The following is a 20,556-nucleotide window of genomic DNA, read 5'->3' on the forward strand; positions in this document are numbered from 1 at the left end:
TTATCTGTTTCTTATTCGTCGCGGCGGGCATGCGATCTCGCCTGTTCAGGGCCCGCCCCGCCCCTCACAGTCGCCGCAGCGGGTGCGCCGGGCGACCTAACCGACCGCGGACAATTCGGGGCGGCAACCGCGCGACCCGCGCCACGTCTCCACGTCGGGGCCGTCCTCGATGCCACGTCGAGACCGTCCTCGATCGATCCGCGATCAGCTCCAGTTCGAGCAGACCCAGGACACCCCTTCTCCCACCGAGGAAGGAACGCAGATGCGGATCCGCCAGACATCCCGGTCCAGGTCCGCGCCGGCGCTCTGGTTCCTTCCCCCGTGGAGGTGATAGGTCGTGCCGTCGTTGCAGTACTGGTAGTCGCCCGGCGCAGGAAGCGCGGGGAATCGGTCTCCGTGCCGCCCGAGAGGATCGCGCAGTGGGTCAGGCCGCGATCGGATACCGGCCGGGCGTCCGTCTCGGCCGGCGCCCCGTCCGGCTCGGTCTCCGCCACGAATGAGGCGAAGTACCCGGCGGCAGCGAGCGCTCGCTGACGCCCGTACGCCGGGCCGGCTCGCCGATTCGCACGACGCGGAACACGCCGTGCGCCTTGATTCTCACACCGGTGTCAGGTTTTACGGTACGTGCATGACCTCCGAGACCACGACGTCGCTCCTCCTCTCCCCCGCCCGCCTCGGCCGGCACGAGTTGGCCAACCGCCTGGTCATGGCGCCCATGACCCGCAACCGTGCAGAGGCCGACGGCACCGCCACCCCGCTGATGGCCGAGTACTACGCCCAGCGCGCCGGTGCGGGCATGATCATCGCCGAGGCGTCGACCCCCAGCCCGGTCGGCCGGACCTACCCGAACATCACCGCCCTGCACTCCGACGCCCACACCGACGGCTGGCGGCGGGTCACCGAGGCCGTCCGGGCAGCCGGCGGCGGACCGATGTTCCTCCAGATCCAGCACGGCGGACGTGTCGGCCACCCCGACACCAGCGGCTTCACCCCGATCGCCCCCTCTCCGATCCCGCTGCCCGAACCGATCCATACACCGACGGGCCGCCAGGAGGCGGTCACCCCGCGGGAGATGACTCCCGAGGACATCCGGACCACCATCCGCGACTTCGCCGCCACAGCACGCCGGGCCGTCGACGCCGGCTTCGCCGGGGTCGAGGTGCACAGCGCCAACGGCTACCTGCTGCACCAGTTCCTGGCCCCGAACACCAACCTCCGTAGCGACGCCTACGGCGGCAGCGTCGGGAACCGCATCCGCTTCACGTCCGAGGTGACCGACGCCGTCGTCGAAGCGATCGGTGCCGAGCGGACCGGTCTGCGCATCTCCCCCGGCCACGCAGTCAACGGCGTCACGGACACCGACGCCGACGTCCTCTACCCTGCGCTGCTCGCGGCCAACGCGGACAAGGGCCTGGCCTACCTCCACGTCGCCTTCGCCTCCCCCGGACAACCGCTCTTCGCCCGCCTCCGCGAGATCTGGCCGGGCACTCTCATCGCCAATCCGGTGCTGCCCGCGGCCGGGATCCCCGCCGACGGGGGCAGGGAGGCGGCCGAACGTCTGCTCGCCGCGGGCGCCGACCTCATCGCGCTGGGCCGCCCGTTCCTCGCCAATCCGGACCTCGTCGAACGACTGCGCACCGGTGCACCCGTCAACGCCGTACGGTCCAGGTACGCGATGTACACCGGCGGGCCCGTCGGATACACCGACTACCCCACGCACGGCTGAGCCGGACCGGTGTGCCGACGCGAGGTGGAGGTCCTGGGCGCGGTCCTGGGCGGTGCCGGCACCCCCGTCGAACGCATCGCGGCCGGCGTCCAGGTCTTCGCCCGGCGCGCTCTGGAGAACCGGGGGCTGGCCTACGCACTGCTCGCGGCCCCGGCCGAACCGTCCGTCGGCGGCGAGCGCCTGGAATTCCGCCGCCGGTACCGCGAACTCTTCGCCGAGGTGACCGCGGAAGGCATGGCACAGGGGGTACTGCCACCCCAGAACGCCGACGTGACCGCGGCGGCGCTCACCGGTGCGGTCGGCGAAGTCCTGGTCGCGCCGCTCGGCGCCCCGGAGGGCGGCGACACCACGGAACTGCTCTCCGACCTCACCGCGATGGCTCTGCTCTGCGCTGCGCTGCGCGGGAGCCCCACGCGCTCTTCCACCACCACCGTCCGTCCCAGCACCGGAGGGCCTCCATGTCCGCGACCCACGTCCCGTACAGCCGCCCCTCGGGGACCACGCACGAGGTGACCAATCAGCCACCGCCGCTGACGGGCCATGACGTCGCCGACGACCCCGTGCTGCTCGACGGCGTACGCCGCGAGGGCGCGGAGTGGTGCCTGGAGGCCCTGCACGGAGGTGCAGCGCTGGGCGGATGAGGCCAACCGCCACGAGCCCGTGCTGCGGACCCACGACCGCTACGGGCACCGCGTCGACGAGGTGGACTTCCACCCCGCCTATCACTCCCTCATGGACGTGGCCATCGGGGAAGGGCTCGGCGGCGCCCCCTGGGGGGATGCGCGTCCCGGAGCGCATGTGGCGCGCGCGGCAGATGCGCGTCCCGGAGCGCATGTGGCGCGCGCGGCCGGCTTCATGGTGTGGAGCAGCGCCGAGGCGGGCCACGGCTGCCCCGTCTCCATGACCTATGCGGCGGTGCCGGCCCTGCGCCACTCCCCCGGTCTCGCGAAGCTGTACGAGCCCTTGCTGACCAGCCGTGCGTGCGACGCCGGCCTGCGCGCCCCGGCCGGGAAGCGCGGATTGCTCGCGGGCATGGGCATGACCGAGAAGCAGGGCGGCACCGACGTACGCTCCAACACGACCGCCGCGACGGAACAGCGCGACGGCACCTGGCGGCTGCGTGGCCACAAGTGGTTCACCAGCGCGCCGATGAACGACCTGTTCCTGGTGCTCGCGCAGGCACCGGCCGGGCTCTCGTGCTTCCTGGTCCCGCGCGTCCTGCCGGACGGGAGCCGCAACACCTTCCGTATCCAACGGCTGAAGGACAAGCTCGGCAACCGCTCCAACGCCAGCAGCGAGCCCGAGTTCGACGACACCGTGGCCTGGCTCGTCGGGGACGAGGGCAGGGGTGTGCGCACCATCATCGACATGGTCACGATGACCCGGCTGGACTGCGTGCTGGGGTCCGCCGCCGGCACGCGCGCCGCGCTGGCGCAGGCCGCCCATCACGCACGCCACCGGACCGTGTCCGGTGCGAAGCTCGCCGACCAGCCGCTCATGCGCAACGTCCTCGCCGATCTCGGTCTGGAGTCCGAGGCGGCGACCACCCTCGCCCTGCGCCTGGCCGGGGCGACGGACCGTGCGCAGCGCGGTGACACCCAGGAGCGCGCCTTCCTCCGCCTCGCCACGGCGATCGGCAAGTACTGGGTGTGCAAGCGCCAGTCGGCCGCCGTCGCGGAGGCCCTCGAATGCCTCGGTGGCAACGGCTACGACGAGGCGTCCGGCATGCCCCGCCTCTACCGCGAGGCCCCGCTCAACGGCATCTGGGAGGGCTCGGGCAACGTCAACGCCCTGGACATGCTGCGCGCTCTGGCGCGTGAGCCCGAGTCCCTCCACGCCTTCCGTGCGGAGATCGAGGCCGCCGCGGGGGCGGACGCGCGGCTCGACGCGGCCTGGCGCGAACTGCAGGGGGAGTTCGCGCTTACCGAGGACGCCCCGCTGCGCGCCCGCCGCGTGATCGAGCGCGGCTCTCGTGCTGCAGGGGTCCCTGCTCGTCCGCCACGCACCGCACGCCGTCGCCGACGCCTTCTGCGCGTCGCGTCTGGCGGGCGACCACGGCCTCGCGTTCGGCACCCTGCCGCCCGGCTCCGACTTCACGGCGCTGCCGGGGGCGGCTCCCCGTCTGACCTCTTTCGCCCGGAGGATCGTGCGAACCCCCTTGCCCAATGGTCAAGAATCGTTGACCATTACTCGCATGCCTACCGCCGATCTCCCCGAGACGTTTCACGTCACCACGGACGAGCAACTGCGCGCCGTCTCCAGTCTCACGCGCCACCGGATCATGGCCGTCCTCCGCTTCGAGCCCGCGACGATCACGCAGATCGCCGAGCGCGTGGGCCTCGCGAAGGGGAGCTCCAGCTATCACGTGCGGCTGCTGGAGCGGGCCGGCCTGGTGAAGGTGGTACGGACACGGAAGGTCCGGGGCGTCACCGAGCGGTACTACGCCATGGCCGCCCGGTCGATCGCGCTGCCGGACCCGGGCGAGGGAGGTCCGGACATGCTGATGCGGCATGCGGTGGCGGACCTGGAGGCGGCGCCGGCGGGCGCCGAGCGGCACGTGCGGATGGCACACCTGCGGCTCACCGACGAGCAGTTCGCCCAACTGGGAGCGCGGCTGCAGGAAGTGGCTGACGAGTTCCGGGAGCTGTCCGATCCTTCGCTGCCGGACGCGTCACTCGTCTTCGCGCTGTTCCGCCCGGCTCAGCCGAAGCAGACCGAGGAGGGTGCCAAGTGACCACGAACGCAGGCACGTTGCCGAACGGGTTCGGACGGTTGTGGACCGCGCAGACGGTGTCCTCGCTCGGCGACGGGGTGACCCAGGCCGCGTTACCCCTGATCGCGTTGACGTTGACGCGGGATCCGATGGCGCTCGCCGTCGTCACGGCCGCGGGGACGCTGCCGTGGCTGCTCTTCGGGGTGCTCGGCGGTGCGCTGGTGGATCGCTGGGACCGTCGGCGCACGATGTGGGTCGCGGACGCCGTGCGTGCGGCGCTGCTCGCGATACCGGCGGTGGCGGCCGCGCTCGACGTGCTGAGCATTCCGCTGCTCGCGGCCGCAGCCTTCCTGCTCGGCCTCGGCGGGCTTTTCTTCGACACGGCCGCCACGGCCTACCTGCCGGATCTGCTCCGCCGCGACCCCGCGCTCCTGGAACGCGCCAACTCCCGTCTGCGCGGCGCCCAGACCGCCATGTCCGGCTTCGTGGGGCCGCCTGCGGGCAGTGTGCTGCTCGCGCTCGGGCGAACGGTTCCGCTGCTGGCCGACGCGGTGTCGTTCCTGCTCTCCGCGCTGCTCGTCCGCACGCTGCCCGCCATGCCCCGCCCGGTGCCGGAGGTCCGCGAGTCGCTGCTTCGGCAGGCGCGGGCCGGGGCCTCGTACGTCTTCCGGGACCGGGTACTGCTCGGGCTCGCACTCCGCCCGGCGGTCGGGAACATCGCCTTCATCGCGGTGGAGACCGTCCTCGCGCTCTTCGCTCACGAACGCCTCGGTATCGACGCCTATGGCTTCGGACTGCTCCTCACGGCGGAGGCCACAGGGGGTCTGCTCGGTGCGGGCATCGCCTCCCACCTCGGCCGACGACTCGGCACCGGCACCGCCATGACCTGCACGGCCGCCGTGGAAGGGCTTGCCGTCCTGGGCCTGGCCGTTGCCCGGAACCCGTACGTCGCGGGGCTGGCGCTCGCCGTCTGCGGGGCCGGCATGGGCGCCACGATGGTGCTCGGGCCCTCCCTCCGGCAGGCGATCGTCCCCACCGGCCTGATGGGCCGGGTCGCCTCGACCTCCCGCATGCTGGCCATGTGCGCGGCCCCCGTCGGCGCCTTCCTCGCCGGCTGGCTGGCCACCGCGTACGACATCCGCACCCCGCTCTACGCCGCCGCAGGCCTCCTCCTGGCGACGACGGCCGTCACGGCGTCCATGACCGGCAACCGGCGGGTCGAAGCGGCGCTGCGAGCCGCCGCCCCGGCTGTCGGTCCGGATCACCCGGTATCCAAGGACCCGGCCCAGGAGAGTGCGCCCGGCTTGCTGTGACGCCTGCCGCGAGAGCGTCGCGACAAGCCTTCCCGCACCGGTCGGCCATGACAGAACTCGGCGGCGCTCCCCGCACCGCGACTGCCCGTGCGCGGAGCCAATGGGCGGCCCGTGCTCGCGGACGTATCCTCACCGGCGCGGGAAGGACCGCGGAACCAGGGCGCGAAGGACCGCGGAAGGAACCCCGGGCGTTCGGCAGCCGGGTGCCGGTCACCGTACCGACTGCATCGTCCCTCCGCCGCGCAGCCTCGCGCTCGCCCGGAACACCGCGTCGCGCGGGGCGGGGACCGCCAGGGTCCGGCCCTTGGAGGCTCCTCGCACCGAGCCCGCCACCTGGATGCCCGTAGCCGCCCGGCTGCCCGCGGCCAGCACGTACCAGGCACCCGTCGGCGACCTCCAACGGGTTGCGGCCACGACGTGCTGGCCGAAGCGGCTGCACAGGGCGGTGTTCCGCCGGTCGGCGACGACCTCCGCCGGAGCCGTGGCGGACGTCGCGGGAGGGACGAACTGCACGAGGACCCGCCCCTGTCCCCGCCAGGTGTCCGCCCTGGTGCACACCCAGCTCGCGCCGGCGCGGATGCCGGGAAGCGACTGCTCGGCGAACTGCCAGTGGTTGACCGCGCGTACCCCTGAGCCTCGCAGGCCCTGGAGCGAGCATGCGGTGCGCGCCCAGCCGACCAGCGCGTCGGTGCCCGTCGCCTCGCGCGGCTGCCTCGCCGGTGCGCCGGATCCGGGCTTCGGTGTGTGGGTCAGGTGCACGGGCGAGAGATCCCCGAGATCCGTCACGAGGAACGCGTGCTTCTCCACGATCCTCTCCGAGGACCGCAGCTGCATCACCGGCCAGGAGCCGCATCCGCCGCCGCCCGCCGGACCGGACACCGCCGCCGTGACCCCGTCCTCGTCGACGTCCAGCGGTCGTGCCGGACTGTCGGGGGTGAGGAGGTCGCGCGTCGCGGACTCCGCGATCCACGGCGCCAGCAGAAACCTGGCGGCGCCGCCCGAGCGGCTGACGACGACCGCCGCGGCCGTGGTGACATCCGCGTCGTCGACCCTGGCGAAGTCGAGTTCGGGGACCCCGCCCCGGGACCGTGGCTCGGCGTACCTGACGACCCGTACGCCTCCGTCATGGAACAGCACCACGGCCTCGCCGCCCAGATCACCCGCGAAGAGCAGCCGCGGAGACTGTGCCGGCGGTACGTCGGGGGTGCCCGGGGCCCGGGTGACGGCGGCGCCCGCAGGAGGCCGGGCCCAGGCACCGAGTGCGCGTGCGAGCAGGGCCTCGTCGTCGGTGCGGCCGCCACGCGGCGCCCAGGCACTGAAGTCCACGCGTGAGGTGTCGGCCCACTGACCGGCGGGCGTCCGCGCCAGGGCGACAGGATCCAGCGCTCCGACGACCGGCGTCGCACGCGGGGCGACGGCGGGCGGTCCGGAGTGGCCGGGCCCGGTGGCCGCGTCGAGGGCGAGACCTCCCGCCACGGCGAAGAGGGCGACCGCCGCCGTCCCCGCTCGTCTCCGGTTCCGGCGCCGCAGCAGGTCACTGGGCCGGGTCTGCACCGTGCAGGGATCGAACTCCGGCGACCGGAGCAGCGTCCGCACCCGGTCGTGGTCGCTTCCCGCGATCTCTCCGGCCACCCTCACGGCGTCGGCGGGAGCGGCGGCACCCGCCTCGCCGAGCAAGGTGCGCGTGCTGTCCTCGGACAGGGACTCCAGGAGCAGCAGCCCCAGGGCCGCACGGGCGGGCCCCGTCACCTCCGCCACCACCCGGTCCAGGGTGAACTCCTCGATCCCGCCCGCCCGTGGGAAGAGCCGGAGCCCCCGCACCACCGGCATCGAGGGACGCAGCGTCGCGGGCGGCGGAACGCGCGCGGGCCACCAGCGGGGGCGTGAGTCGTAGGCCAGCGCGGAGCGTACGACCCGAAGGCGGACTCCGGCGTACGCGGGCGCCTGCGGACCGCCGCCGTGGCCGGCGGAACCGGCGGTCCGGGGGGCGGGAACGGTTCCCTCGCCCTGTCCGGGCGCCGTGGGCGCGCCGCCGTACAGCGCGCGTTGCACCACGGCGTGCGCGGCGAGCACCCTGCGGTGCCTGCCGAGGCTCGGCGGCAGCGTGAGGTAGGCCAGACGCACGAGGCGCGGATAGTGCTCGACGAGTGCGGCCTCTGCCTCCTTCACGTCGAGACGCGCACCGTTGCCGAGGATGCGAAGCGGCGAGGGGTGGAGCGGCATGGGTGGGTGCCTTCCGAGCCGTGGGCGGAAACCGTCACTGGGGCAAACGAGCCAATCGTGTGACGGTCACATCAGCCCGGTCGGCGCGCTCTCCCCGGGCGCGGCGGGGGCGCGCGGGGGCCGGCCCGGTTCCGCGGCAGGGCCCGGTCGGTATTCCCCGTGGATCAGCGGGTAGGCGGTCGCTCTGGAAAGAGCGGGATCAGAACATGTGGTGAGAGGGCGGACGCGATGGCCGGCGGCATGCTGGAAGAGGACCTGTACCGTTTCGAGGCGCTGCTGGACGAGGGAGAGCGCAAGACGCTCCATCACGTCCGGGAGTTCCTGCACGAGGAAGTCGCCCCGCACGCGGACACCTGGTGGGGCAAGGCGTCGTTCCCCCACCATCTGATCCCGCGCTTCGGGGAGCTGGGCATCGCCGGTCTGGCGTACGAGGAGTGCGGCACCACCACCGCGAGCAGCCTGCTGAGCGGCTTCATCGCGATGGAGATGGCGCGGGTCGACGCCTCGATGGCCACGTTCTACGGGGTGCACGCGGGGCTCGCCATGGGCAGCATCGCCCGCTGCGGCTCCGAGGAGCAGCGTCGTCGCTGGCTGCCCGCCATGGGCCGGATGGAGCAGATCGGGGCGTTCGCGCTGACCGAACCCCAGGGCGGGTCCGATGTGGCGGCGGGTCTGCGGACCACCGCACGGCGCGAGGGCGACACCTGGGTGCTGAACGGGGAGAAGCGGTGGATCGGCAACGCCACCTTCGCCGATCTCGTGGTCGTCTGGGCCAGGGAGGAGGGCGGGGAGGGCGGTGTGCTCGGCTTCGTGGTCGACAGTTCGACCCCGGGGTTCTCGGCCCGCCTCATCGAGAACAAGATCGCTCTGCGCACCGTGGAGAACGCCGACATCGTGCTGGAGGACTGCCGTGTGCCGGAGGAGGACAGGCTCCAGGAGGCACACGGGTTCCGGGACACCGCCGACGTGCTGCGGCACACCAGGAGCGGTGTGGCCTGGGAGGCGGTGGGCGTGATGCTGGCGGCGTACCGCATCGCCCTGGACTACACCCGCGAGCGCGAACAGTTCGGCGGTCCCGTCGCCCGCTTCCAGCTGGTCCAGGACCTGCTGGTCCGCATGCTCAGCGATGCCACGTCCTGTCTCGGCATGGTCGTGAGGCTGGCCCAGCTGGAGGACGAGGGCACCTTCCGTGACGAGCACTCGGCGATGGCCAAGGCGCACTGCACCACGAGGATGCGCGAGGTCGTCGGATGGGGCCGTGAACTGCTGGCGGGCAACGGCATCGTGCTCGACTACAGCATCGGCCGTTTCGTCGCCGACGCGGAGGCGCTCTACTCCTACGAGGGGACACGGGAGATCAACACCCTCATCACCGGTCGCGCGATCACCGGCATCGGCGCCTTCGTCTGAGCCGGCGGCTCGCCCGGGTCCGCCCCGGGTGAGCAGCGAAGGAGCCCCGGTGCCCCGGACCGTCATCGCGTTCGGTCCGGTGCACCGGGGCTCTTCGCTGCGGGGGACACCCGGCGGCCGCGCCGTCAGAAGGGCATACGGCCCCGGGCGCGGCGACCGGCCGAGCCGCTGTGGCCGACGGCCTTGGAACTGCTGCGGAAGGGCTTGCTGAAGATCCGGCCGAGCACGCCGGGGGCCTTGCCGCCCGCACGCGATCCAAGTCCCAGGGTGCGCTGCGTACCGCGTTCCGGGTGACGGGACAGCCGCGGGACGAAGAAGGCCAGGACGGCCAGGACGACGCATACGGCAACGATGCCGACTACCACCATGACGAACTCCTCACATCGACGTCGGACCTGCCGTGTGCCCGACGCCGCGCCCTGTATGCCGACGACGGACCTCCGGTGTCGGCCCGCCCCCGGGTCGGCGGGCGGGCCGACACCGCCCGAGCTGCCCCACCCGAGCGCCCGACCCTGGGCGCCGGGCAGGTTGTCCTACTTACCTGAACCCTTCAAGTCAGCCTGTAGGCCTCTTCCGTGACGATTCATCAGGTCCATTCGAATGGCGCAGAGATCCCGGAACCGTGGAGCGCCGCAGGCCGTTCTTCATGCCAATACACAGCCGCCGAGCTACGGCGACGACGACGGAGGAGACGCACTGTGAAGAAGACGGTCGGGTGGGCCCAGGACGGCGACGACTGGACGATCACCGTGAACGGGACCCTGTACCGGGCCATCGAGCGCCCGGAGGGCGGGCGGGTGCACAACTACCTCGTGCGCGGGAACGACCTGGATGCCGAGTTCACCAGCCTGGGGCGTGGCCTCAGAGCGATCCGGGCACACGAGTCCACCGTGAACTGACGCTGCATCCGCGGGGAAGGCGCCAGGGCACCGCCACGCGCCGGTGCCCGACGCCGCCGCCCCGCCGGCTGCCGTCGCCGCGTGACTTCCCCCGCGACCGGCTGCGCCGCGACGACGGCCCGCGCTACGGCGACCGGGTGGCAGTATCGGCCCGTTCCCGAACTGCCGGAGCCGATGGCCGGGGTCGGCCCGGCCGTCCGGTACACCGTACGGAGGAACCGGGGCCGGGCCGTGGCCCGCCGCCCGGCGTCCCGCACCCTTCGCCCTGCCCGCGTGACCGGCACCGGTGCGACGACGCAGAGACGGACAGGGAGGCCGCAGTGCCGGACGCAGTGGTGATCGGGGCGGGTCCCAACGGCCTGGTCGCGGCGAACCTGCTGGCAGACGCCGGCTGGAGCGTGGAGGTTCTGGAGGCGCAGCCGGAACCGGGCGGAGCGGTCCGCAGCGATCGCGGGGTGCATGCCGACTACGTGAGCGACGTGTTCAGCTCGTTCTACCCCCTGGCTGCCGCCTCCCCGATCCTGGCGGATCTGGAGCTCCAGCGGGAAGGGCTGCGGTGGGTCCACGCGCCGCGCGTGCTCGCACACCCCCTGCGGGACGGCCGGTGCGCGGTCCTGGAGCGCCGGTGCGCGGACACCGCCGCGGGGCTGGACGCGCTGACCCCGGGTGACGGGGAGTCCTGGCTCGGCCTGCACGACGTGTGGAACCGCCTCGGCCCGGACATCGTTGGAGCCCTGTTCACGCCGTTCCCGCCCGTCAGGTCCGTGGCCCGGCTCGCGGTTCGGCTGCGGGCGGCGGGGGGACTGCGGCTGGCCAGGTCTCTGGTGCTGCCCGTGCGACGACTGGGCGACGAGGAGTTCAGCGGCGAGGCCGGGAAGCTGCTTCTGGCCGGCAACGCGCTGCACGCCGATCTCGCGCCGGAGGCGGCGGGGAGCGGCGGTTACGGCTGGCTCATGTCGATGCTGGGCCAGACCTACGGCTTCCCCGTACCGGCCGGTGGTGCCGGGGCACTCACGCGGGCCCTGGTCAGCCGGCTGGAGCGGCGTGGCGGTGCGGTGCGCTGCGGGGAGCGGGTGACACGTGTGCTGGTGCGTGGGGGCAGGGCTGTGGGGGTCCGGATTTCAGGAGGCGAGGACGTGCCCGCGTCCCGTGCGGTGATCGCCGGCGTTTCGGCTCCGGCACTGTACGAAGAGCTGGTCGAACCGCAGCACCTGCCTGCCCGGGTGCTGGCCGACCTGCGGCGCTTCCAGTGGGACTTCGCCACGTTCAAGGTCGACTGGGCGCTGGACGGGCCCGTGCCATGGACCGCTCACGAAGCATCAGGTGCGGGCACGGTGCACCTGGCCGACGGCGTGAACGGCCTCACGAGGTTCGCCGCGCAGATCAGCATGGGGCAGGTCCCCGACCGCCCCTTCCTGCTGTTCGGCCAGATGACCACCGCCGACCCGACCCGCTCGCCCATGGGCACGGAGTCGGCCTGGGCCTACACCCACGTGCCGCACCGGATCGGAGGGGACGCGGGGGACGACGGACTGACCGGCCTCTGGGACCGCCGGGAGCGGGAAGCCATGGGCGACCGGATCGAGGCCGAGGTGGAACGGTGGGCACCGGGATTCCGCTCCCGCGTCGTGGCCCGCCGGCTGCTGGCGCCGCCCACCCTGCAGAACCTCGACGCCAACCTGCGCGGGGGCGCGATCAACGGCGGTACGGCATCGATGCACCAGCAGCTGGTCTTCCGGCCCACGCCGGGCGCGGGCAGACCGGAGACCCCGGTCAAGGGCCTCTACCTCGCGTCGGCCTCCGCCCACCCCGGTGGTGGTGTGCACGGGGCACCGGGGGCGAACGCGGCCCACGCCGCGCTCCGCGCCGGATTCCCCGCCGACCTCATCAGCCGGGCACAGCGCGCACTCGGCCGCAGGAGCAGGAAAGGCGCCCCGGAGGACGGCATCGGCGCCTGAGTCGAGGCACGGACGTTCGCAGAGGCGGCGTCCGTCCGCGGTTGCGACCGTCCCGGGCCCTCTCACACGTCCTCGCGCACATCTCGCGGATGCACCTTGAGCCCCGTATGCCCAGAATGGGCCGTGCTGCAGATGTGGACCTTCCGGTCGTCGACCCTCCGGTCCGCACACCTGGCGGTGCGGCGCACTCCCGCGGCCGCACCCCGTCGAGGAGGCCCATGTGACCGGCACAGATCGTCCTCTGCACGACCGCGTCGCCGTCGTCACCGGTGCGGCGAGGGGCCTGGGCGCGGGCATGGCACGGGAACTGGCGCGGCGAGGCGCCAGAGTTGCCCTGCTCGGCCGGGAGGAAGCCACGCTGGCCGAGGTGCGGGACACGATTCCCGGAGGAGCCCGGTGCTGGGAGGTGGATATCACCGACGACGCCCGGATGGGCCAGGTCGCCGACGAGGTCAGGGATCGCCTGGGGCCCGCCTCGATCGTCGTCGCGAACGCGGGACTGGCGGAGGGCGGCCCCTTCGGCGAGTCCGATCCGGCGACCTGGCGGCGCGTGATCGAGGTCAATCTGACCGGCAGCGCGATCACCGCCCGAGCGTTCCTGCCCCAGCTGCGGGCCACCGGGGGGTATTACCTGCAGGTCGCCTCCCTCGCCTCCATCGGTGCGGCACCCATGATGAGCGCGTACTGCGCCTCCAAGGCCGGCGTGGAGTCGTTCGCCCATTCGCTGCGCGCCGAGCTGGCCCATGAGGGCGTCGGCGTGGGAATCGCCTATCTGAACTGGACGGACACGGACATGATCCGCGGCGCGGACGAACACCCGGTGCTGCGGGAACTGCGCGCGCACATGCCCAGGCCCGCACGCAGGGTCTACCCGGTCGAGTACGTGGCCGGGCGGCTGGTGCGCGCCGTCGAGAACCGCCGAGCCGCCGTGTACGCCCCCGCGTGGCTGCGCGCCACCCAAGTCGTGCGCGCCGCCATGCCGCCGGTCGTCACAGCGCTGTCCAAGCGCGAGATCCCCCGGCTGCAGCGGGAGACGTCCTTCGAGGGAACGGGACTCCTCGGCGCCGGCGGCCGGGCGGACCTCGACGGCCGGGCGTGATCCGGCGCCCACTGCGGTGACGACGCCCTGCCTCACATCGCTGACCTGCGGCGACCGCACGGACAGGGGACCGAGGTGCGGTGAGCGACGACTGACGGGACAGTGGGTGAGGGACAGGCCCGGCCGCTTCGGCGTCCGGTCGCGGAGAAGCCCGTGGCGGGGCCGGACCTGTGAGGAGCAACCGCGCAGGCCCGGCCGGAGCGCACCGGACTCCCACAGCGTGCCGGGTCGCCGGGCGGCGGGCCCCGAACGCGTCACCCGACGCGGCGGGTCGCCTCCGAGCAGCGCGAGACCCGCCCGGACGTCCGGTGGAAGGAGTCGGAGCATGCGCGCACTGACGTGGCAGGGCAAGAGGGACGTGCGGGTGGAGACCGTCCCGGACCCGAGGATCGAGGATCCGACCGACATCATCGTCCGGATCACGTCCACCGGTATCTGCGGCTCGGATCTGCACCTGTACGAGGTCCTGGGCCCCTACCTCGACCCCGGCGACATCCTCGGCCACGAACCGATGGGCATCGTGGAGGAGATCGGCCCGGAGGTGACCTCCCTGGTCCCCGGAGACCGGGTGGTGATTCCCTTCAACAACTCCTGCGGGCACTGCTTCATGTGCGACCGGGGCCTGCAGTCACAGTGCGAGACCACGCAGGTCCGCGCTCGTGGGATGGGCGCCGCCCTCTTCGGCTACACCAAGCTCTACGGCCAGGTGCCCGGTGGACAGGCCGAGCTCCTGCGCGTGCCGTTCGGGAACAGTCTGCCGATCAAGGTGCCCCACGGGCCCGCGGACGACCGGTTCGTCTACCTGTCGGACGTGCTGCCCACCGCGTGGCAGGCCGTGGAGTACGCGTCGGTCCCGCCCGGCGGGACGGTGACCGTCCTGGGGCTCGGACCCATCGGCGCGATGGCGGCCCGCATCGCCCTGCACCGCGGCGCCGGCATGGTGGTCGGCGTCGACCTCGTCCCCGAGCGCCTGGCGCGTTCCGAGGCGGACGGTGTGAAGTGCCTCGACCTGCGCCGGCACGGCAGGGAGCTCGGCGATGTCATCCGGGATCTGACGGAAGGTCGTGGAACGGACGCGGTGATCGACGCGGTGGGCATGGAGGCACACGGGGCTCCCGTCGCGAAGGCCGCTCACTGGGCGGTGGGGCTGTTGCCCGATGCCGTGGGCGAGCGCCTCATGGAGACCATGGGGGTCGACCGGCTGGCCGCGTTCCGGGCGGCGGTCGACATCGTGCGGCGCGGTGGCACCGTCTCGGTCTCCGGCGTGTACGGAGGGGCGGCCGACCCGCTGCCGATGCTGACCATGTTCGACAAGCAGCTCCAGTTCAGGATGGGACAGGCCAACGTCAAGCACTGGGTCGACGACATCCTGCCGCTGCTGAGCGACGAGGACCCGCTGGGCGTCGACACCTTCGCGACGCACCGGCTGCCGCTCGAAGCGGGCCCGGAGGCGTACAGGACCTTCCAGGACAAGCGGGACGGGATGATCAAGACGCTGCTGGTTCCCTGACGGCGGAGGCGGGGTGGTCTGACGCGCCGGACGGGGCCAGTTGCCTGCCCCTCTCCCACGCTGCCGCACCACGCGCGCCACGGACCCGGCGGCCACCAGTGCCGGGGCCGCCGGCAAGAGCGGTCTCGCTTGGCGCTCAGCCCCGGAACGTCTCCAGCAGCCTGAGCCAGATCTCGCTGATCGTCGGGTAGGCGGGCACCGCGTGCCACAGGCGTTCGATGGGAACCTCGCCCGCGACGGCGACCGTCGCGGAGTGCAGCAGTTCCCCGATGCCGGGTCCCACGAAGGTCACACCGAGCAGGATCCCGCGGTCGAGGTCGACGACCATCCTGGCCCGGCCCGTGTAGCCGTCGGCGTACAGACCCGATCCGGCGACGGAGGCCAGGTCGTAGTCGACGGCGCGGACCCGGTGGCCCGCCGCCTCCGCCTCGGCGAGGGTGAGGCCGACCGACGCCGCCTCCGGGTCGGTGAACACGACCTGGGGCACGGCCGAGTGGTCGGCCGTGGCCGCGTGCGCCCCCCAGCGGTCCGTCTCCAGCAGGGGTGTCTCCTGCGCGCGGGCGGCGATCGCGGCTCCGGCGATGCGTGCCTGGTACTTGCCCTGATGGGTGAGCAGGGCGCGGTGGTTGACGTCGCCGACCGCGTACAGCCAGTCGCTGCCCGCCACCCGGCAGCTGTCGTCGACCGTCAGCCAGGAGCCGGGCTCGATCCCCACCGTGCCGGTGCCCAGGTCGTCGGTGCGAGGGGCGCGGCCGGTGGCGAAAAGGATCTCGTCGGTCTCCAGCCTCTCCCCGTTGTCGAGTTCGACGGTGACGGGACCGTCGTGGCCCCTCCCCCGCACTTCGGTGGCCGACACCCCCGTCATGATCCGGACACCGGCCTCGGTCAGGGAGCCGGCGACGAGTTCACCCGCGAAAGGTTCCATCTTCGGCAGCAGCCGTTCACCGCGGATCAGCATCGTGACCTGGGTACCGAGTCCCTGCCAGACGGTGGCCATCTCCACGCCGACCACTCCCCCGCCCACGACGACGAGCCGGCCGGGCACCTTCTTCGCGCTGGTCGCCTCGCGGCTTGTCCACGGCCGGACGTCCTCGATACCCGGGAGAGCGGGGACGACGGCCCGGCTGCCGGTGCAGACGGCCACGGCGTGCCGCGCGCCGAGGTGCCGCACCGACCCGTCCGGGGCGGTGACGGAGACCTGACGGGCACCGGTCAGCCTGCCCGTGCCGCGGTAGACGTCCGCGCCGATGGATTCCAGCCATGCGAGCTGGCCGTCGTCCTTCCAGTGCGCTGCCGTCTCGTCGCGGTGCGCGAGGACGGCGTCCGCGTCGAGCGGGCCCTGCACCGCTCCGCTCAGCCCGGGCACCCGGCGCGCGTCGGCGCGTGCCACGATCGGCCGCAGCAGGGCCTTGCTGGGCATACAGGCCCAGTACGAGCACTCGCCGCCGATCAACTCGGCCTCGATCACGGCGGTACTGAGTCCGGCGGCCCGGGTGCGGTCCGCCACGTTCTCCCCCACGGGGCCCGCCCCGATGACCACGACGTCGTATTCGATGCTCTTCGCAACATCATCATCAGTCATGGGAACAGTGTGGTGGCGGGTGTGCGCCGGAGCCACATGGGCAGGCGGAATAGCTCGAGCGAACCCACCGTTGAGCCGGACAGGTCCGAACGGTCCCAGGAAGAGGTAACAGAGTATGAGCACCGTAGAGCTCACCAAGGAAAACTTCGATCAGGTCGTGAGCGACAACGAATTTCTGCTGATCGACTTCTGGGCTTCCTGGTGTGGTCCGTGTCGGCAGTTCGCGCCGGTCTACGACTCGGCTTCCGAGCGCCACCCCGACCTGGTCTTCGCCAAGGTCGACACGGAGGCGCAGCAGGAGCTGGCAGCGGCCTTCGAGATCCGTTCCATCCCCACGCTGATGATCGTCCGCGACAACGTCGCGGTCTTCTCCCAGCCCGGTGCCCTTCCCGAGGCCGCCCTGGAGGACGTCATCGGGCAGGCGCGCAACCTGGACATGGACGAGGTGCGCAAGTCCGTGGAGGAGCAGAAGCAGGCACAGCAGCAGGAGCAGCAGTAGTCCTTGAGCCTGTGCGGCAGACGTGATGAAGGCCCGGCCGGACGGCCGGGCCTTCGTCGTGGACGACCACCGCCGGTTGTGGTTGAGGGCCGTGGCGGCCGGGAACCCGTGGGAGGGCTGCTACCCGGCCCGGTCGTCCTCGCCCGTTCCTCCGGTGCCGCGGGCCCGCTCCGCGATTCTGGCCGTGAGCCCGTAGTCGAGTTCCGAACCGTCGACCAGCAGGGCCTCGACGGTGTGGGTCGCCGGGTTGATGTCCGCCGCCATACCCTCTCCCTCGTAGCGCGGGTATCCGGACTCCCCGGTGTCCCCCGTGGCATCGACGACCGCGGAGCGGATGGCCGTGTCCGGCTCCGGAGCGCGGACGGCGGATCCCTGCGGTTCCGGGAACAGCAGGATCTCGTAGCTCTGCGGATGGCTCATGCGCATGACGCTAGGCATCCGGGCCGGGTCCCGCACCTCGTGCACAGCGCCACGGCCGTCGTCCCGCCCCGTCAGGTGGACTCGCGTGCCACCGCCTCGGCCCGCAGGAGAAAATGGCGCTCCGGTGTCCCGCCGGGGTTCTGGACCAGCCGGTCGATCATCTCCGCCAGCGGCTGTGTGGTCGCCAGGTACGTCCTGACGCTGCCGAGCCGGGGCCGGAGGTGTCCGCCGAGTATCAGGTCGTCGGCGCCGATCACCGCCGTCTCGGCGGGGAGGTCCACTCCCGTGTCCTGGAGGGCTCTCATCAGGAGCATCGCGTACTCGTCGTCGTAGGCGAACACCGCGTCCAGCCCCAGCGGGAGGCGAGGTCGCCGGGCGATGTCTCGTCGTACCGCAGGGGCAGTGGCCGGATGTGGGCCGCCGCGTGCGGGACGTAGCCGAGGTCGGCGGCCGCCGCCTCCCTGACCCGGCAGCGGGTGGATTCGCTGATCCGCACGGTCGTGTTGTCGTTCAGCGCGTACGACACGGTGGCCCGCGAGACTCCGGCGAGCCGCGCCACGTCGGCGCTGGCCGGGACGGAGGTACCGGCGGGCTTCTCGGGTAACCGGCTCATGGCGTCCGGCAGTCTTCCAGACCGGTCCGCCCCGGCGGCGGGCCGGGGCACCGCGCGGAAGCGGGTGTCAGCGGCCGGCGAGTACCGGCCAGATTCCCGGGTCCTCGAAGTTCAGCGCCCACAGTGCCGTGTTGGTGACGCCGTGCTTGCGCAGCACGGGCAGGTGGGTGGCGACCCCGAGTGCGTCCTGATACCAGACCTCCCGGGGTTCGTCGCCGTCGTCGTAGGTGAAGTACGGCGTGCCCGATACGGCGTCGAGGCGGTAGGGGGCGCCCTGTTCGGCGCGCAGTGCTTCGGCCTGCTTCCACGTGACGTGCTTCGTGGGGGCCGTACTGGCGCTGTCGGCGGGCCAGTCCCATCCGTAGGCGGGCAGCCCCATTTCCAGTCTGCCGGCCGGGACGACGGCTGTGGCACGGGTGAGGATGTCGTCGTACCAGCGGGTGTCTGCGAGCGGGCCGGGGTCGCCGCCGGACCAGTGCAGGTTGTAGCCCATGATGCGGATCCGGTCGGCGACACGCCCGAGGGCGGCGTAGTCCCAGATGCGTCCGGTCGTCGCGGTCCTGGGGAAGACCGTGATCACGCATTCCTTGGCGAGCGTGTGCAGGCGGGCGCAGAGGTCCGCGGCCAGGGCGGTGAACCCGTCGCGCACGGAGGCGTAGGTGGCGTCGCCCGTGGTGGCGATGGATTCGTAGTCGAGGTCGAGGCCGTCGTAGTCGCGGGTCGCGGCGGTGCGCATCAGCGCGTCGGCGTGCTCCGTGCGCCGCGCGGGGCTGGTGAGGATCGCCGCCAGGGCGCCGGACTTCATCGTCTCCATGACCGTCGGGACCACTTTGATGCCGGCCCGGTGCAGTCCGTCGATGACGCGGCGCTCGCCGGCGCCCGGGTGGGAGTCGATCCGGCCGGCGGAAATCGCCTGGTACCAAAAGGGACTGACGGTGTGCAGTTGACCGGCATGGAGCAGGGCGTCCTGGTAGGCGCCCTCCTGGTCCCAGTAGGGAAGCCATCCGGACACCGTACGGGCCGCGGGCTCGGCGGATCCACCGGCCGGCCCTGAAGCTGAACCGGAGGTCGAGGTCGCGGGGGGTGGCGGCGCTGACGCGGCGACAGGAACCGCCTGCAGCAGGGCCGCCGTCAGGAGCCCGGTCGCGGTGACGGCGCGGGCGAGCCGCGGGAGGACGGAAGAGGTGAGCATGGGACTGAGCCTGCGGCTCCGTCCGCGGACCCGCTCCGCGGACTGGGCCGTACAGGTTCTACGGTGTGGTGATGACGTTCCAGCAGGCCAACCACAGCAGCGACAGCTCGACCGACTTCCCCGGCCGCAGTGGCCCGAACGCGACGGCGGAGGCCGACCCCCGTGACACGGGGCCTGTCCGCACCTCGTACGCCCCCGACCGCGACGGCGATCCGGACCCCGGCGAGATCGTGTGGACCTGGGTGCCGTTCGAGGAGAACGACGGCCGCGGCAAGGACCGGCCCGTCCTCGTCGTGGCGCGCGAGGCGGGGGGCACGCTCCTCGCGGTGCAGCTGTCGAGCAAGCAGCACGAACGGGACCACGAATGGGTCGCGCTGGGCGCCGGCCCCTGGGACAGTTCCGGCCGGCCGTCCTGGGCCGATCTGGACCGCGTGCTGCGGGTGCACGAGGACGGGATGCGGCGCGAGGCGTGCGCTCTGGACCGGGACAGGTTCGACCTGGTCGCGGGGCGGCTGCGGGAGCGTTACGGCTGGAGCTGACCCGCGAAGGCCCGGGTGAAGGCGTCCCGGGTCGCCGAGTCCGGGCCCCGGTCCGGGATTCCGAAGACGATCTGCTCGAAGTGGCCCGCGAACCGTCCGCCGTCGGCGAGCAGCGAGTGGAACGCCTGGGCCACCTCACCGGGGTCGTTCATGAAGACACCGCAGCCCAGGCGCCCAGCACCAGCCGGCGGTAGCCGCGCGTAACGGCGACCTCGAACACCCGTTCGGCACGGCGCGCCAGCGCGGCGGGGATCCCGGCCGCCGACTCCGGTTCGCGGCGGCGGATGACTCCGGCGTTGGGCGCGGGCGACGTGAGGAAGCCGGCGGCGTACGGCGTGTCGAGGAGTCGGCCTCGGTCGTCGCGGAAGACCGGCACACCGGGTGAGTGGATGACCCGGTCGGTGTAGAAGGCGCTGCGTTCGGCACGATGGTGCGCGTAGTACTCCGGGGCCCGCAGCAGGGTGGCGTGGAGGGCTGAGCCACGGCACAGCGACTCCTCCTGGGCCTGCGCGCCGTTCAGGTAGCCGCCGCCCGGGTTGCGCGCGGAGGCGTAGTTCAGCACGGCGACCCTGGCCGGGGACTCGGCCGTCATCCGGCGGGCGGCCCGCAGGCTCGTCTCCCCCGTCACCTCGACGACCGGGACGCGGTCGGTGTCCACCACGGCCACGGGCACCGGCTCCGGACCGTGGAGCCGCGTGCCGGAGAGGGCGGCCGCCAGGGCGCGCTCGATGGACACCTCGCGGCCCCCGGGCGTGCGATAGCGGCCGGCCAGGACGATGTTCTCGGTCTCGCGCGCGATGCCGCGCAGCCGTGCGCTCATGGGCGCGCCCCCGTGTGGTGCATACGGGGCATGCTGGACG

Annotated in this window: 15 protein-coding genes and 5 pseudogenes; 12 read left to right on the forward strand and 8 right to left on the reverse strand. The window is 72.6% G+C overall.

Features of this window, described 5'->3' with window-relative positions; genetic code table 11:
* Positions 1–628 precede the first annotated feature (628 nt).
* From OG206_RS03235 to OG206_RS03255, 5 genes and pseudogenes are all read left to right on the forward strand, one after another.
* Positions 629–1,726 carry an alkene reductase gene (locus OG206_RS03235; protein WP_327111951.1) on the forward strand — a complete coding sequence of 366 codons (1,098 nt, stop codon included), beginning with the start codon at positions 629–631 and terminating at the stop codon, positions 1,724–1,726.
* Between the two features lie 18 nt (positions 1,727–1,744).
* Positions 1,745–2,119: pseudogene (locus OG206_RS03240) on the forward strand (TetR/AcrR family transcriptional regulator); the annotation flags it as partial.
* A 65-nt stretch (positions 2,120–2,184) separates the two neighbouring features.
* Positions 2,185–3,848: pseudogene (locus tag OG206_RS03245) on the forward strand (acyl-CoA dehydrogenase family protein); the annotation flags it as partial.
* Between the two features lie 72 nt (positions 3,849–3,920).
* Entirely contained in the window at positions 3,921–4,460 is a 540-nt protein-coding gene (locus tag OG206_RS03250; RefSeq protein ID WP_327122165.1) for an ArsR/SmtB family transcription factor, read from the forward strand.
* Between the two features lie 17 nt (positions 4,461–4,477).
* Positions 4,478–5,752, forward strand: coding sequence for an MFS transporter (locus OG206_RS03255; RefSeq protein ID WP_442805935.1), 1,275 nt, complete (start codon positions 4,478–4,480; stop codon positions 5,750–5,752).
* A gap of 210 nt (positions 5,753–5,962) precedes the next feature.
* Here OG206_RS03255 and OG206_RS03260 read toward each other — a convergent pair whose 3' ends face one another.
* Positions 5,963–7,975 (reverse strand): hypothetical protein, encoded by a 2,013-nt coding sequence (locus OG206_RS03260; RefSeq protein ID WP_327111955.1) that lies wholly within the window; start codon positions 7,973–7,975, stop codon positions 5,963–5,965.
* 228 nt (positions 7,976–8,203) lie between these two features.
* On the opposite strand from OG206_RS03260, the gene OG206_RS03265 reads away from it, so the two are divergent.
* On the forward strand, positions 8,204–9,385 hold the full coding sequence (locus tag OG206_RS03265; RefSeq protein ID WP_327111957.1) for an acyl-CoA dehydrogenase family protein: 1,182 nt from the start codon (positions 8,204–8,206) through the stop codon (positions 9,383–9,385).
* Between the two features lie 125 nt (positions 9,386–9,510).
* Here the strand turns inward: OG206_RS03265 and OG206_RS03270 are convergent, their stop codons facing one another.
* A complete protein-coding gene (locus tag OG206_RS03270; protein ID WP_327111959.1) occupies positions 9,511–9,753 on the reverse strand; it encodes a DUF6411 family protein in 243 nt (80 codons plus the stop codon).
* Between the two features lie 330 nt (positions 9,754–10,083).
* Between OG206_RS03270 and OG206_RS03275 the strand changes: the two genes are divergently transcribed.
* From OG206_RS03275 to OG206_RS03290, 4 genes are all read left to right on the forward strand, one after another.
* Positions 10,084–10,284 (forward strand): hypothetical protein, encoded by a 201-nt coding sequence (locus OG206_RS03275; protein WP_327111961.1) that lies wholly within the window; start codon positions 10,084–10,086, stop codon positions 10,282–10,284.
* 320 nt (positions 10,285–10,604) lie between these two features.
* The gene (locus tag OG206_RS03280) at positions 10,605–12,242 is read left to right on the forward strand and encodes a phytoene desaturase family protein (protein WP_327111963.1); all 1,638 of its coding nucleotides are present in this window, start codon (positions 10,605–10,607) and stop codon (positions 12,240–12,242) included.
* 220 nt (positions 12,243–12,462) lie between these two features.
* Positions 12,463–13,341, forward strand: a complete 879-nt coding sequence (locus OG206_RS03285; RefSeq protein ID WP_327111965.1) for an SDR family oxidoreductase — start codon at positions 12,463–12,465, stop codon at positions 13,339–13,341.
* A 325-nt stretch (positions 13,342–13,666) separates the two neighbouring features.
* Positions 13,667–14,851, forward strand: coding sequence for an alcohol dehydrogenase catalytic domain-containing protein (locus tag OG206_RS03290; protein ID WP_327111967.1), 1,185 nt, complete (start codon positions 13,667–13,669; stop codon positions 14,849–14,851).
* A 136-nt stretch (positions 14,852–14,987) separates the two neighbouring features.
* Here the strand turns inward: OG206_RS03290 and OG206_RS03295 are convergent, their stop codons facing one another.
* Positions 14,988–16,433 (reverse strand): dihydrolipoyl dehydrogenase family protein, encoded by a 1,446-nt coding sequence (locus tag OG206_RS03295; RefSeq protein WP_327111969.1) that lies wholly within the window; start codon positions 16,431–16,433, stop codon positions 14,988–14,990.
* 115 nt (positions 16,434–16,548) lie between these two features.
* Here OG206_RS03295 and trxA point away from each other — a divergent pair, with 115 nt between their 5' ends.
* Positions 16,549–16,932, forward strand: coding sequence for a thioredoxin (trxA, locus tag OG206_RS03300; RefSeq protein WP_327111971.1), 384 nt, complete (start codon positions 16,549–16,551; stop codon positions 16,930–16,932).
* Between the two features lie 120 nt (positions 16,933–17,052).
* On the opposite strand, the gene OG206_RS03305 is transcribed toward trxA, so the two are convergent.
* The 4 genes and pseudogenes from OG206_RS03305 to OG206_RS03315 all read right to left on the reverse strand — a co-directional run bounded on the left by OG206_RS03305 (position 17,053) and on the right by OG206_RS03315 (position 19,157).
* Positions 17,053–17,352 (reverse strand): hypothetical protein, encoded by a 300-nt coding sequence (locus tag OG206_RS03305; RefSeq protein WP_327111972.1) that lies wholly within the window; start codon positions 17,350–17,352, stop codon positions 17,053–17,055.
* Between the two features lie 71 nt (positions 17,353–17,423).
* Positions 17,424–17,776 (reverse strand): annotated as a pseudogene (locus tag OG206_RS03310) (substrate-binding domain-containing protein); the annotation flags it as partial.
* A 63-nt stretch (positions 17,777–17,839) separates the two neighbouring features.
* A pseudogene (locus tag OG206_RS32560) lies at positions 17,840–17,965 on the reverse strand (LacI family DNA-binding transcriptional regulator); the annotation flags it as partial.
* Between the two features lie 67 nt (positions 17,966–18,032).
* Positions 18,033–19,157, reverse strand: coding sequence for a glycosyl hydrolase family 18 protein (locus OG206_RS03315; protein ID WP_327111974.1), 1,125 nt, complete (start codon positions 19,155–19,157; stop codon positions 18,033–18,035).
* 71 nt (positions 19,158–19,228) lie between these two features.
* Here OG206_RS03315 and OG206_RS03320 point away from each other — a divergent pair, with 71 nt between their 5' ends.
* Entirely contained in the window at positions 19,229–19,696 is a 468-nt protein-coding gene (locus OG206_RS03320; RefSeq protein ID WP_327111976.1) for a type II toxin-antitoxin system PemK/MazF family toxin, read from the forward strand.
* Here OG206_RS03320 and OG206_RS03325 read toward each other — a convergent pair.
* A pseudogene (locus tag OG206_RS03325) lies at positions 19,681–20,516 on the reverse strand (TIGR02452 family protein). The gene OG206_RS03320 and the pseudogene OG206_RS03325 overlap by 16 nt on opposite strands.
* Between the last annotated feature and the right edge of the window lie 40 nt (positions 20,517–20,556).

Origin of the sequence: Streptomyces sp. NBC_01341 (assembly GCF_035946055.1) — a bacterium.
Classification (GTDB): Bacteria; Actinomycetota; Actinomycetes; order Streptomycetales; family Streptomycetaceae; genus Streptomyces.